The sequence below is a fragment of the Bradyrhizobium sp. SOJA106 genome (assembly GCF_059448745.1).
In genome coordinates this window covers 4,924,349-4,936,744 of record NZ_CM182549.1, presented here as the reverse complement: position 1 = coordinate 4,936,744, position 12,396 = coordinate 4,924,349, and the positions used below count along the sequence as shown (strand labels likewise).

At 64.7% G+C, this 12,396-nt stretch carries 14 protein-coding genes; 8 read left to right on the top strand and 6 right to left on the bottom strand.

The features are described from left to right. The first annotated feature begins 5 nt into the window (after positions 1–5). From AC5V87_RS22855 to AC5V87_RS22825, 7 genes are all read left to right on the top strand, one after another. Positions 6–224, top strand: coding sequence for a hypothetical protein (locus AC5V87_RS22855; protein WP_495367819.1), 219 nt, complete (start codon positions 6–8; stop codon positions 222–224). Beyond that, positions 221–748: a hypothetical protein gene (locus AC5V87_RS22850; protein WP_495367818.1), complete on the top strand. Its 528-nt coding sequence runs from the start codon at positions 221–223 to the stop codon at positions 746–748. Before AC5V87_RS22855 ends, AC5V87_RS22850 begins: the two co-directional genes overlap by 4 nt. Beyond that, positions 748–1,032 (top strand): hypothetical protein, encoded by a 285-nt coding sequence (locus tag AC5V87_RS22845; protein WP_495367817.1) that lies wholly within the window; start codon positions 748–750, stop codon positions 1,030–1,032. Before AC5V87_RS22850 ends, AC5V87_RS22845 begins: the two co-directional genes overlap by 1 nt. Before the next feature lie 35 nt (positions 1,033–1,067). Then, positions 1,068–1,472 (top strand): hypothetical protein, encoded by a 405-nt coding sequence (locus AC5V87_RS22840; protein WP_495367816.1) that lies wholly within the window; start codon positions 1,068–1,070, stop codon positions 1,470–1,472. Next, positions 1,469–1,627, top strand: coding sequence for a hypothetical protein (locus AC5V87_RS22835; protein WP_495367815.1), 159 nt, complete (start codon positions 1,469–1,471; stop codon positions 1,625–1,627). The genes AC5V87_RS22840 and AC5V87_RS22835 overlap by 4 nt, the downstream gene beginning before the upstream one ends. A gap of 935 nt (positions 1,628–2,562) precedes the next feature. Then, complete coding sequence (locus tag AC5V87_RS22830; protein WP_456838170.1) at positions 2,563–2,754, top strand: hypothetical protein; 192 nt, start codon at positions 2,563–2,565, stop codon at positions 2,752–2,754. 189 nt (positions 2,755–2,943) lie between these two features. Beyond that, positions 2,944–3,804 carry a class I SAM-dependent methyltransferase gene (locus tag AC5V87_RS22825; protein ID WP_495367814.1) on the top strand — a complete coding sequence of 287 codons (861 nt, stop codon included), beginning with the start codon at positions 2,944–2,946 and terminating at the stop codon, positions 3,802–3,804. A gap of 112 nt (positions 3,805–3,916) precedes the next feature. Here AC5V87_RS22825 and AC5V87_RS22820 read toward each other — a convergent pair whose 3' ends face one another. The 6 genes from AC5V87_RS22820 to AC5V87_RS22795 form a co-directional block, all read right to left on the bottom strand. Beyond that, complete coding sequence (locus tag AC5V87_RS22820) at positions 3,917–4,891, bottom strand: cation diffusion facilitator family transporter (RefSeq protein WP_495367813.1); 975 nt, start codon at positions 4,889–4,891, stop codon at positions 3,917–3,919. A gap of 2 nt (positions 4,892–4,893) precedes the next feature. Further along, the gene (locus tag AC5V87_RS22815) at positions 4,894–8,103 is read right to left on the bottom strand and encodes an efflux RND transporter permease subunit (protein ID WP_495367812.1); all 3,210 of its coding nucleotides are present in this window, start codon (positions 8,101–8,103) and stop codon (positions 4,894–4,896) included. After that, positions 8,096–9,073: a divalent metal ion exporter adaptor subunit IhpB gene (gene ihpB / locus AC5V87_RS22810; RefSeq protein WP_495367811.1), complete on the bottom strand. Its 978-nt coding sequence runs from the start codon at positions 9,071–9,073 to the stop codon at positions 8,096–8,098. The genes AC5V87_RS22815 and ihpB overlap by 8 nt, the downstream gene beginning before the upstream one ends. Beyond that, entirely contained in the window at positions 9,070–10,344 is a 1,275-nt protein-coding gene (gene ihpA / locus AC5V87_RS22805; RefSeq protein ID WP_495367810.1) for a divalent metal ion exporter subunit IhpA, read from the bottom strand. The genes ihpB and ihpA overlap by 4 nt, the downstream gene beginning before the upstream one ends. Positions 10,345–10,400: 56 nt before the next feature. Continuing rightward, positions 10,401–10,760, bottom strand: coding sequence for a hypothetical protein (locus AC5V87_RS22800; protein ID WP_456838176.1), 360 nt, complete (start codon positions 10,758–10,760; stop codon positions 10,401–10,403). Positions 10,761–10,878: 118 nt separating this feature from the next. Next, positions 10,879–11,118 (bottom strand): hypothetical protein, encoded by a 240-nt coding sequence (locus AC5V87_RS22795; protein WP_495367809.1) that lies wholly within the window; start codon positions 11,116–11,118, stop codon positions 10,879–10,881. 369 nt (positions 11,119–11,487) lie between these two features. On the opposite strand from AC5V87_RS22795, the gene AC5V87_RS22790 reads away from it, so the two are divergent. Beyond that, complete coding sequence (locus AC5V87_RS22790) at positions 11,488–12,381, top strand: hypothetical protein (protein WP_456838178.1); 894 nt, start codon at positions 11,488–11,490, stop codon at positions 12,379–12,381. Positions 12,382–12,396 lie beyond the last annotated feature (15 nt).

Below are 12,396 nucleotides of genomic sequence, written 5' to 3'. Positions count from 1 at the left end.
CTGACATGGTGTTCGCGCAGGCAGACGATTGGGTTGGTATTTATATTGCTGGCGAGCTCGTGACCGAAGGACACAGTATCAGCGCGTTCGATGCTGCGTGTATCGCGATAGAGAACAAGGCAACTAGTATCGAATCCGCAGAGGTTGACCTGTATTGGATCCACGACGAGCGGAATTTGCCGAAGCGAATTGAGGATGTCGTATGGGCTGAGGAGTCGGCGTGATTGACCACCAGAAGTGGATAGACTCCCTGAGGGAGCAGATACGAAAACGCGAAGAGCGCTGGGCAACCATGACGCCAGAAGCTGTGCAGAAAGAAGCAAGAGAAATTCTGGTGGATCTTGGAACGCACAACCTCGACGGAACGCTTGCGCCCGAATACGGCGGATCGGGCCTAAACGGAGGCTTGGCGCAATGCTCCGCGTTTCGTAGCCCAGCGCCACATTCTGAAATGCAAGTTGACCTTAAGGTGAAGCCAATGACATCTATGCGCGCTAAGATGCGTATTGCGGGTATCAATCAATACCCGACTACTGGACAGGTAACGCAAGAAACTCTGACGTTCAGCGCAGTTTGCGCATCGCAGTATCCATCGGATGGCAGTGACGAAAATAATACCTATGCCAAGTTTACGCCATCGGCGTCACTAACCATGGCCATCACCAATCCCGCGCTCATTGGTCAGTTTACGGTTGGTGAGGAATATTATCTGGATTTCACCCTGGCGTCTACCACTGAGGCCGTGTGATGCACATCAACCCAGGCGACTCTGTCGCCTTCATTGACGACACCAACCTCGGCACCATGGGCTACGGCGATGAGATATACCCCAAGCTAAATCAGACCTACACCGTGCGTGACGTAGTTGTGGACCACTTCGGCGTTGAAGGCTTGCTGTTGAAGGAAATCCGCAACGATCGCCTGCCTTACCGGGTTGGCGCGGAGATCGTTGACTTTGAGAAGCCGTTCGCTTCGTGGCGGTTTAGGCCGGTGGTTGGCGGTGTGAAGAAGAAAGAAATGGAGGCGGTGTGATGCCGAGTGGGCGCGAAGATTGGACAGGACAATTTGTGCCAGCCACCGAATGGCACCCCACTATTGGCCAGCCCGTTGCGGCCAATAGTCCTGAGGTGGACGCGCGGACATACGTGGTTGGTCTACGCCCGCCCACTGACAAATACACGACCCTCCGCACCATTCTCGATGCCGCCTTCAATCACGCCGCAATCGGCAAGGGCAAGGAACGCCACGCGCGTGATCTGCCGTTCGATGATCAGCCCATGCTGGTGACCACCCGCATGGTTGGGCCTGGCTTCCCGCTCGGGCAGGCCATCAAGAAATCCCAAGAGGCGGCCGGCATGATTGATCGAGGCCAGTACGACGCAGCTGAGGCCGAGTGTCTTGGGGCGATTAACTATCTGGCTGGGGCGGTGGCTTGGATGAGAGAGCAGGCCAAGGTGAGGGAGGCGGCATGAGCGAGAAGGAACCGACTGTTGACGAGGTTATTGCATGGCTCCGTGCCAACACAGACCCGCAGGACATGGGTGCCAGTAATGTCTCGCGGGCCATAGCAATTTTTGAGCAGGCAGTGAGGGATATGGAGCGGAAGCGCACCTATCATCCATCCTGAAACTTGCTGCTGCCGCGTAGCGGCACAGTGATTGTATGCTAGTCTATCGGTTCGCCAGATTGGGAGGATGTATGCACGACGCCGTCATCATTGAATTCATGGATGGAGAAACGGGCCTTCGGAGCACGGCTCAGTTCCCGCCTGTTGAGCACTTCTCACCATCTAACGCACAGGTCTTGGAAAACCACGCTATCGTCAGTCGCGATCAGGCCATGAGAGAGGCTGAGTTTCGCTGGAGATTGCTTCCGCGCTTTCCTACGCCCCACCTCGTTCGGTGACGTTTCCCGAATAGTGGGACGTACCCAACCCGCTCGGCTTAACGGCTGGGCGGGTTTTTGCTATTCTGCCCAGATGGCAGAAACTTACGGCGTCCGAATCATCCGTCATTCGATTGTTGAGGACTGCGGGAGCTTCGAAGTGCGCTTCAGCGATGGACGAAAGTCAGTCTATTTCTATTGGGACGATATCCCAGGGCGCCGCTTGCGTGCTGGCCAAGTCGATCAGGAGACCGCCAAGAGGCAGGCGCAGGAGTTCGCCAGGAACTCTATTCCCGACAGTTACCCGACAGAATGAACGCAACCAAACAAGAACATACGCAGTCCAGCTAGCCAATAAACATCGGTTTTCGTTGGACTTTCCAGCTAGCCCACTCGTTTACACCGAGAGGGTCCGCGGTTCGAATCCGTGACCGCCCACCAGCCTTCGAGCTCGGCAGGCCGGCTTAGACATCCAGGCCAGCTCAAACATCATTGACGCGACGCGAGTGAAGGCCGCCGCGCCGGAGCCGAACAGCCGAAAGCCGGGCTTTTGCCAGGGCATCCGGTGCCCTGAAAGAGACCCGTGGCGGGTCCAAAATTGCCTTCCTTCGGTCATCTTTTCGATCGCACCGCGAACCAGCGTTCCAGTTCCCTTGGTTTGCGTGGAGTATCGCCGTGATGAGTGATCTTCGCACGAAGTTGGAAAGGTACGAGGCCAAAGCCGCTCACTGCATGAAAGCAGCTCAGGAAGCGAGCGACGAAGCCGGCAAGGCTTTTTATGAGGAGCTTGCCCGCTATTATGACGAGCTGGCAACCGACTTCCGCCGGGTTCTTGCGAAGCGAACTGGAGCCGCGCTGGCGGCCGAATGACTTTGCGTAGCGCATTGGCGTAGCGCAGCTCGGCAGTAGGTTCTCTCACCGTTCGTCAACCTGTGACGCCGTGCAACGCGGCGAGAATGGAGGCATGTCTCGCCGACAGGCGGACGGAGCAGCCCTGGTTGACGGCGGCATTGCTTTTCGGCATCGGAGTCTTTCGACCGAGCTGCCAGAGGGGCATCCATGGAACGGCCCAGCGGACACGAGCAAAACGCCGACCAGATCGCCTATTGGAACGGCCCGAGCGGGCAGCGCTGGGCGGACCGCCATGCGGTGCAGGAGAAGCTGCTCGGGCCGATCGCCGACGTCCTGATCAACCGTGCCAAACCGAAGCCGGGCGAGCGCGTGATCGACGTCGGCTGCGGCTCGGGTGCGACGACGGTCGCGTTCGCGAAGGCGGTGGCGCCCGACGGTTTTGCGCTCGGCCTCGACGTCTCCGAGCCGATGCTGTCGCAGGCGCGCGCGCTTGCGCCAAAGGGCCTGCCGCTCGATTTCGTGCTGGCGGACGCGACCGTGCATCCGTTCGAGCCGGCGAGCTTTGACGTGCTCGCCTCGCGCTTCGGCGTCATGTTCTTCGCCGATCCCATCGCGTCCTTCACCAATCTGCGCTGCGCGCTGAAGCTTAGCGGGCGGCTTGCCTTCGTCTGCTGGCGCGAGCCGAAGGAAAACCCGTGGATGATGGCGCCGCTGATGGCCGTCTACAAACACGTGCCGAAGATGCCGCCGGTCGGGCCGGAGGAGCCGGGCCCGTTCGCCTTCGCCTCGGAGGAGCGCGTGATGCGCATCCTGAAAGGTGCGGGCTTCGCGGATGTCGGGATGGAGCCGCACGATCTTCCGATGGACATCGCGATCGGCGGCGGCCTCGATGCCGCCGTCGACGGCTCGCTCCAGATCGGCCCCGCCAGCCGCGCGCTGCAGGGCCATCCGCCCGAAACATATGAGGCCGCCAAAGCCTCGATCCGCGAGACTCTTGCGCCGTTCCTGAAAGGGCAGAGCGTGGCGCTGCCAGGTGCGATCTGGATCGTGACGGCGAAGGCGGCGTAGGGCTCCGTCGTCGTGCCCGGCTTGTCCCGGGCATCCACGTCTGGCCTCACTCGCGGTGGCGCGTGGATGGCCGGGACAAGCCCGGCCGTGACGCCGTCGATGGCTGGCCTCGTTACACCACATCATCCGGCGCCAGCGCGCAGCCATTGTCGGGATGCGTCTCCACCTGAAGCGTCGTGTGGCCGATTCGGTAGGTCGTCCTCAGCAGCTGCGCCGTCTCCATCAGGAATGCATCGCCGGTGCCGGCGGGCATGACGAGGTGGCAGGTCAGCGCCGTTTCCGTGGTCGAGATCGGCCAGACGTGGAGGTCGTGGATCCCTGACACACCCGGCCGCGCCAGCAGGAAAGCCTTGATCGCGGCCAGGTCGGTGCCCTTCGGGGCGGCCGCCATCGACATGTCGATGGAGCCGCGCAGGAGGCTCGTGGTGCTCCAGAGGATGGTGGCGCAGATTACGAGGCTGGTGACGGGATCGAGCCAGAGCCAGCCGGTCCAGACGATCAGCGCGGCCGAGACCACGACGCCGAGCGAGACTGCAGCGTCGGCGGCCATATGCAGATACGCGCCTTCGATGTTGATGTCGTCCTTGCGCCCGCTTGCGAACAGCATGGCGGTAAAGCCGTTGATGAGGATGCCGATGCCGGCGACCACCATCACGGTGACGCCCGCGATCGGCTCAGGCGCGCGCAGGCGCAGGATCGCCTCCCAGCCGATCGCGCCGGTCGCCACCAGCAGGAATACCGCATTCGCCAGCGCCGCCAAGATGGTGGCGGCGCGCAAGCCATAGGTGAAGCGGCCGCTCGGCGCGCGCCTTGCCGCGACAGACGCAGCCCAGGCCACGACCAGGCCGAGCACGTCGGACAGGTTGTGACCGGCATCGGCGAGCAGCGCGGTGGAATTGCCGATATAGCCATAGATCGCCTCGACCACGACCAGCGCGGTGTTGAGCGAAATGCCGATCGCGAACGCCTTGCCGAAATTAGCGGGCGCGTGGACATGCGCGTGACCTTGACCATGGCCGTGACCATGATCATGCCTGTGGTTGGCATGATCATGATGGTGATGGCCGTGATGGTCGTGGTTGCCCAAGCCTAGCGCTCCCCGGAAGTCACCATGTCGGGCGCTATTGTAGGCGTTTCGTCCGCGGCGTCACGGCGGAACAGCACATAGAGCGACGGCAGCACCAGCAGCGTCAGCACCGTCGAGGAGATGATGCCGCCGATCACCACGGTCGCGAGCGGCCGCTGCACCTCGGCGCCGGCGCCGGCGGCGAGCGCCATCGGCACGAAGCCGAGCGAGGCGACAAGGGCCGTCATCAGCACCGGCCGCAGACGGGTGAGGGCGCCCTCGCGTACGGCCTCCGCAATGGGCCGCCCCTCGCTGCGCAGCCGCTCGATGAACGCGATGATGACGAGGCCGTTGAGCACGGCGACGCCCGACAGCGCGATGAAGCCGACGCCGGCGCTGATCGACAGCGGGATGCCACGCAGCAGCAGTGCGGCAACGCCGCCGGTCAAGGCCAGCGGAACGCCGGAGAACACCAGCGCCGCGTCGGCCGCCGATCCCATCCCCATGAACAGCAGCAAGAAGACCAGCAGCAATGCCGCCGGCACGACGATCGTCAGGCGCTTGGTGGCGGAGACCAGCTGCTCGAATTGTCCGCCCCAGCCAATCCAGTAGCCCGGCGGCAGCTTGACCTTCTCGACGACGGCGGCTTGCGTCTCGGCGACGAAAGAGCGCAAATCGCGCCCCCTGACATTGGCCATCACCACCACGCGGCGCTTGCCGTTCTCGCGGCTGATCTGGTTCGGCCCCGGCGCGATCTCGATCGCCGCGACGGAGGAGAGCGGCACGTAGCGCAGCGCCGTGCTTCCGCCGGGCCAGGCGGTCTTGGTGACCGCCGCGACATCCTCGCCAGGGGGCAGCGGGATCGTCAGCGACTTGATCGCATCCGGATCGGTGCGCAGGCTTTCGGGCAGGCGCACCACGATGTCGAAACGGCGGTCGCCCTCGAACAGCTTTCCGGCCGGCTTGCCGCCGATCGCGATCTCGATGAGGTTCTGCAACTCGCTGAGGCTGAGGCCGTAGCGTGACAGCGCCTGGCGGTCGAGCTTGACGGTGAGGATCGGCAGGCCCGCGATCTGCTCGGTCTTGACGTCGGCCGCGCCCTCGATGCCACGCACGACGCCGTCGACCTGCCGGGCGATGCCGGCGAGCACGTCGAGATCGTCGCCAAAGATCTTGACGCCGACGTCGCTGCGGATGCCAGCGATGAGCTCGTTGAAGCGCATCTGGATCGGCTGCGTCATGCCATAGGCGGTGCCGGGCAAGGTGTTGGCGGCGCGCTCGATCTCCTCGATCACCTCGTTCTTCGGCTTGGCCGGATCGGGCCAGTCGTCGCGCGGCTTCAGCGTGACATAGGTGTCGGCGGCGTTCGGCGGCATCGGATCGTTGGCGATTTCGGCGGTGCCGATCTTGGAGAAGATTTCTGCGACCTCCGGCACCTGCTTCACCGCCTTCTCGAGCCGCAGCTGCATGTCGACGCTCTGGGTGAGGCTGGTGCCGGGAATCCGGATGGTCTCGATGGTGAGGTCGCCTTCGTCCAGGCTCGGGATGAATTCGCCGCCCATGCGTGTTGCCGCAAACAGGCTGCCGGCGACGATCAGTACGGCACTGAGCGCGACGCTGCGGCGGTAGCGGATGGCGCGGTCGAGCAGCGGAACGTAAAACCGCTTTGCCGCGCGCATGAAGATGTTCTCCTTCTCCGAGACCTTGCCGGTTACGACAATCGCCACCGCGGCCGGAACGAAGGTGACCGACAGCAGCGCCGCGCCCGCGAGCGCCATCAGCACGGTCAGCGCCATCGGCGTGAACATCTTGCCCTCGGTCCCGGTCAGGGTCAGGACCGGCAGATAGACCACGGCGATGACCAGCGTGCCGAACAGGCTCGGCTTGATGACCTCGCTGCTGGCGGCCCGGATGGTCTGGAGCCGTTCGTCCAGCGAGAGCAGCCGGCCGCGCCGGCGTTGCTCGGCCGCGAGCAGCCGTAGGCAGTTCTCGACGATGATGACCGCGCCGTCGACGATGATGCCGAAATCGATGGCGCCGAGACTCATCAGGTTTGCGCTGACCTTGCTCTCGATCATGCCGGTGATGGTGAACAGCATCGAGAGGGGGATGACGCAGGCGGTGATCAGCGCGGCGCGGATATTGCCAAGGATCAGGAACAGCACCGCGATCACCAGCGCGGCGCCCTCAATGAGGTTCTTCTCGACGGTCTCGATCGTTGCTTCCACCAGATGGGTGCGATCGTAGACGGCGCGCGCGATCACGCCGTCGGGCAGCGACTTCGCGATCTCGGCGAGCTTCGCCTTCACGCGCTGGGCAACACTGCGGCTGTTCTCGCCGACCAGCAGCATGGCAGTGCCGAGCACGGTCTCGCCGCCGTTCGCCGTCGCCGCGCCCGAGCGCAGGTCCTGGCCTTCGCTGACCTCGGCAACGTCGCGGATGCGCACCGGCACGCCGCCGCGCGAGCCGATCACGATGTCGCGGATCTCCGCGATATTGGCGACCTGGCCGGGCGCGCGGACCAGATATTGCTCGCCATTGCGCTCGATATAGCCGGCGCCGACATTGGCGTTGTTGGCGGCGAGCGCCGTCATGATGTCGCGGAAGCCGAGCTTGTAGGCCATCAGCCGGCCGGGGATCGGCAGCACGTGGAACTGCCGTTCATAGCCGCCAATCGAATTGACCTCGATCACACCGGGAAGGGTGCGCAGCTGCGGCTTGATGATCCAGTCCTGGACGGTGCGCAATTCCGTCGGCGTGAACTCGGTCCCGGTGGGCGATTTCGCGCCGGGCCTGGCTTCGACGGAATAGACATAGATCTCGCCGAGCCCGGTCGAGATCGGGCCCATCGCGACTTCGGTGCCGGCAGGGAGCTGGTCCTTGGCCTGCTGGATGCGTTCGTTGACGAGCTGGCGCGCGAAATAGATGTCGGTGCCGTCCTGGAACACGACGGTGACCTGGCTCAGCCCGTAGCGCGAGATCGAGCGCGTATAGTCGAGCTTGGGCAGGCCGCCCATCGCGGTCTCGATCGGAAAGGTGATGCGCTGCTCGGCCTCGAGTGGCGACAGGCCCGGCGCGCGCGTATTGATCTGGACCTGGACGTTGGTCACGTCAGGCACCGCGTCGATCGGCAGGTGGGTGAAATTCCACGCGCCCAAGGCGCCGGCCGCGAGCGCGAGCAGGACCACCAGCCAGCGCTGGCGCACCGAGAATGCGAGAAGCGTGTCAATCATGATCGGCGTCTCCCTTGCCCATCTCGGCCTTGACGACAAAGCTGTTCTCGGCGACGTAGCGCTCGCCGGCGGACAGACCTGCGCGGATCTCGACGAATTTCGGATCGGAGTCGCCAAGCTCGACGGGGCGCGCCTCGATCTTGTCGCCGTCCTCACGGACGAACACGATGGTCTTGCTCTCGAGCGTCTGGATCGCGCTGCGGCGCACGGCGACCGCGACGTTGCGGGCGGCGAGGATCAGCCGCGCGGTGGCGAACAGACCGGGACGCAGGCGTCCGTCCGGATTTGGCAGCACCACGCGCGCGAGCGCGGTCTGGGTCTCGCTCGAACCGATCGGCGCCAGGTAGGAGATCGTCCCCTTGATCTCGCCGCGGCCGTCGTCGGCGTCGATCAGCACCTCGTCGCCGAGGCGGACGCGCCGCAGATCCTGCCGGTAGATCGACAGATCGACCCAGATGGTCGAGAGATCGGCGACGACGAAAGCCGGCTTCTGCTCGGAGGCGTATTCGCCGAGCGAGATCTGCCGCTCGATGACGGTGCCGGCGATCGGCGCCTTCAGCTCGTAGACCGTCAGGCTCTGGTTGCTCTCGATCGCGGCGAGCAGGTCGTCCTTGCCGACCCTGTCGCCGATCCGCTTCTGGATCGATTTTGCAAGTCCGGGAAAGCGGGGAGTGACCTGAACCACCGCCTCCTGGTTGGCGCGCAAGATGCCGTTGAAGGCGAGCGTGTCGGTCAGCGTCGCGCTCGCGGCCTCCGCCAGCGTGACGCCGGCCGCGGCCAGCTTGACGTCGGAGATGCGGATGCGGTCGGCGCCGTGCTCATCCTGCTCGACATGATCGTTCGGCTTCTTCTGTTCGGAACGCTCGGCATGTTCCGTCGAGGCAATCTTGGCCGGCACGAGCATGGAATAGCCGTAGGCGCCGAGCGCGGCGGCAACGACGGCGACGATGATGGTGGGGGCTGTCTTCATCGTGGGCTCTCCCGCGCGAGCGTGAAGGGATTTCCGACGAGGCCTTCGATGGTGGCAACGCCGACATGGAAGTTCTGCAGTGCCTCCTGCTCACGCAGGCGCGCCTGCGTCACGCTCGCCTGGGCGTCGAGCACTTCGAGCAGGGAGAAGCGGCCCTGGCCGTAGCCTTGCGAGATCGCTTCGGATGCTTCGGCCGCCTTGGGGATGGCGGTCTCGCGGAGCACCGCGAGCTCGCGCAGCGAGCCCTGGAGCGAGTCATAGGCGCGGCCGGCGACGACGATCAGCGTGTTGCGGCTCGCCTCGCGCTCGGCCCTGGTCTTGGCGAGGCTCTCCTGCGCCGAGAGGATGTTGCCCTGGTTCTGGTCGAACACGGGGATCGGCACCGAGACGCTGAGGCGCACCGCGTCGTCATTGGTCTCGTTGAAATGCCGCCAGCCGGCGGCGATGCGCACGTCGGGGTAGGGCCGCAAGCGCGCCATCAGCAGCTCGGCATTGCGCTGTGCATAGACCGCGGTCCAGCGCACCAGCTGCGGATTGGCATCGATAGCGGCGACCACCGATTGGAATGTCGGCGGCTTGCCCATGGTGTCGAGCCGGCCGGAGACCTCGCCGAATTTCGCGGCGGGATCGCCCATCAGCACCGCGAGCTCGCGCCGGGCGCTCGCCAGAGTCGCCTTGAAGCGCTCGCGGTCGGCCTTGACCAGCGCCGAGGCGACCTCGGCGCGGCCGGTTTCGGCCGGCGAGGAGGCGCCGGCTTCGACGCGGCGGCGCAGCAGCGGTGTCAGGCGGTCGATCGCGACGATCTGCTCATCGAGGATCTGGATGCGCCGCTGCGCGCCGAGCACGCTGAGGAAGGCGATCGCGGTCTCCGATAACACTTCCAGCCTGACCGCTTTGCGCTGGATCGTGGCGACCTCGATGCCGGCCGCGCCGGCGGCGATCCGCGCCTCGCGCTTGCCGAACAGCTCGAAGGCCTGGCTGATCTGGAGCGTGGTCTCGGCCGATCTTGTGCCGCGATAGATACCCGACCCGAGCGAATTGTCCTGCTCATAGGACAGTTCCGGATTGAGCAGTGCGCCCGCCTGTATGCGCTGGCCGGTGGCGATGCCGACATCGCGCTCCGCCGCCGTGAGGCGCGGGCTCGTGGCGAGCGCGCGCGATAGCGCCGCGCGCATCGTCAGCGGCTGTGCGTGCGACGTCAGCACCAGCTGTGGGCTGATGAGAAAAGCCATCGCGCATGCCATGCGCGCGGCCGTCCGCCTGGAAAGCATGAATAGGACCTGTGAAGGAGATGAGATGGGTGCACGCGGTGCGCCCGCTGATCCGTTCAGGTCAGATGCTTGGGAGGCGGGGAGTCGGTATCGGGGACGATGCCGGTGAGGTGGGGCTCGGGCTTCGGATGCGGAGCCGCCACGAGCGGGATCGACGTGCTCGATGGTGCCGGCTGAACGACCGCGACCGAGAAGCAGCCGTGGCAGTGATGCCCGCCGATCGCCTTGTGGTCGCTATGTCCCGCAGTATCGAGTGCCGTCGCAATTTCCGAGCCGCCGGCGGGCGTGGTCACGTCGATGTCGTGCAGGCCGTGCAGCGCGCCCGCGAGCAAATAGACCACCGCGATCAGCACGGACAGCAGGCCGCGCCAGTTGCGCGGTCGGCGGAATCCTGAGGGCTGGCGGTTCGCGAGCACGATGTCACTCTGGTTGCGGTCTGAGCCCCGCCTAGCATGGCGGCAGGAACAGTGTCGACCCGCAACATTGTTACGTTCCAGGAACATTTGCGGCAGCAGCGCGAGCTGCGAGCGCTTTTCATTGCCGGGCGATCACACGCGGGTGCGAGGTGAGCGTGTCGATCGCGGCCGCGCGTGCCGGCTCCGGAAGATGGCTGATGCCGCCCGCCTCCACTGTGATGACGGCGTGACTCGCCTCCATCGCCCGCTCCAGCCATTTGATGGCTTCGTCGATCCATTGATCGTGGTGCTCGGGATCGGCGAGGGCCTTCTCCCGGAATAGATCCGCCTGATGCAGGCACGCCGTTCTGCGGTCCACGCGGCTCTCCCGATTTGCAGGTTCCACCCCGATCGCATCTTTGATGATCCGGCCGCCGGCGTCGTTAACATAGGACAGGCAACGGGCAGGTGAGGCAGTCGCGCACACGGAAAGGCCCCAGCTCCGGGGCTGCCCGGCTGGGGCCTTTTGTGCTCACAGTCTTCATCCTTGGGACTCGAACAGACAATTCGCACCTCGCCGGTTCGTTCCACGGGACCATGTCGAATTAGGAACGTTCCTCATTCCTCCCGATTAGCGACAGGGAGTATTGAGGAGGACAAACCATGGACGGATTGATTTATCTCATCGGCTTGATCGTCGTGATCATGGCGATCCTGTCGTTCTTCGGCCTGCGCTGAGAGGGCCGCGATGACAGTCGAAACTCTCGTGCGGGAAGATGTGATGGAGGGCGGCGCCGCGATCGCCGAGGAGCGCCGGACCATCCAATGGGGCTCTGTGCTGGCAGGCGCCTTCGCCGCCGGGGCGATGTCGTTCATCCTGATCGGCTTTGGCGTCGCCATCGGCCTCGGGGTCAGTTCGGCCTCGCCGACATGGCGCGATGCGTCGGCGGCGCTGGCGCTGCTGTCCGGGTTGTATCTGGTCATCCAGGCAATCGTCAGCTTCGGTTTCGGCGGCTATATCGCCGGACGGACCACGCGTCCGGCGCCCGCGCTGGCGACGATCGAGGATGAGGGCGAGCGGCGGGACGGGCTGCATGGTCTGACGTCCTGGGCTCTCGCCGTGCTGATCGGCGCGGCGCTGATGGCGATCATCGGTGCGGCTGCGCTCGACCGCTCGCCGATGCGCAGCGGAGCGGGCAATACGACCTCCGCTGAGCCGCTGCTCAGCTACGAGCTAGACAAGTTGTTCCGCGCACCGCGCAGGCCTGCGAACACCGACATGCGGGAAGCCCGCGCCGAGGCGGGACGCATCCTGATGACGTCATCAAGCCATAGCGGTGTCAGCACTGACGACCGGACCTATCTCGTGCAGCAGGTCGCTGCGGTCACGGGATTGGCAGCACCTGATTCCGAGCGGCGGGTCGACGCGATGATCGCGGACTCCCGGACGGCGATCAACCGCGCGCGGCGCAACTCGATCATCGTGGCCTTCTCGGTCGCCGCGGCGGCCCTGATTGGCGCCGCAGTCGCCTGGGCTGCCGCCGTTGCCGGCGGACGCCACCGCGATGGTGAGCCGTTGCCGAATTGGATGGCAAGCTCGAACCGTTTCCATCGCAATCCGCGCGCGATGCCGGTGCCGTAGATAACCTGCAAAGAT

What these genes read in the sequence shown, in the direction of transcription:
- AC5V87_RS22855 (WP_495367819.1), top strand. Translation starts at nt 6, where the DNA reads ATGGTGTTCGCGCAGGCAGACGATTGGGTTGGTATTTATATTGCTGGC.
- AC5V87_RS22845 (WP_495367817.1), top strand. Translation starts at nt 748, where the DNA reads ATGCACATCAACCCAGGCGACTCTGTCGCCTTCATTGACGACACCAAC.
- AC5V87_RS22835 (WP_495367815.1), top strand. Translation starts at nt 1,469, where the DNA reads ATGAGCGAGAAGGAACCGACTGTTGACGAGGTTATTGCATGGCTCCGT.
- AC5V87_RS22830 (WP_456838170.1), top strand. Translation starts at nt 2,563, where the DNA reads ATGAGTGATCTTCGCACGAAGTTGGAAAGGTACGAGGCCAAAGCCGCT.
- AC5V87_RS22825 (WP_495367814.1), top strand. Translation starts at nt 2,944, where the DNA reads ATGGAACGGCCCAGCGGACACGAGCAAAACGCCGACCAGATCGCCTAT.
- AC5V87_RS22815 (WP_495367812.1), bottom strand. Translation starts at nt 8,103, where the DNA reads ATGATTGACACGCTTCTCGCATTCTCGGTGCGCCAGCGCTGGCTGGTG.
- ihpB (WP_495367811.1), bottom strand. Translation starts at nt 9,073, where the DNA reads ATGAAGACAGCCCCCACCATCATCGTCGCCGTCGTTGCCGCCGCGCTC.
- ihpA (WP_495367810.1), bottom strand. Translation starts at nt 10,344, where the DNA reads ATGCTTTCCAGGCGGACGGCCGCGCGCATGGCATGCGCGATGGCTTTT.
- AC5V87_RS22790 (WP_456838178.1), top strand. Translation starts at nt 11,488, where the DNA reads ATGACAGTCGAAACTCTCGTGCGGGAAGATGTGATGGAGGGCGGCGCC.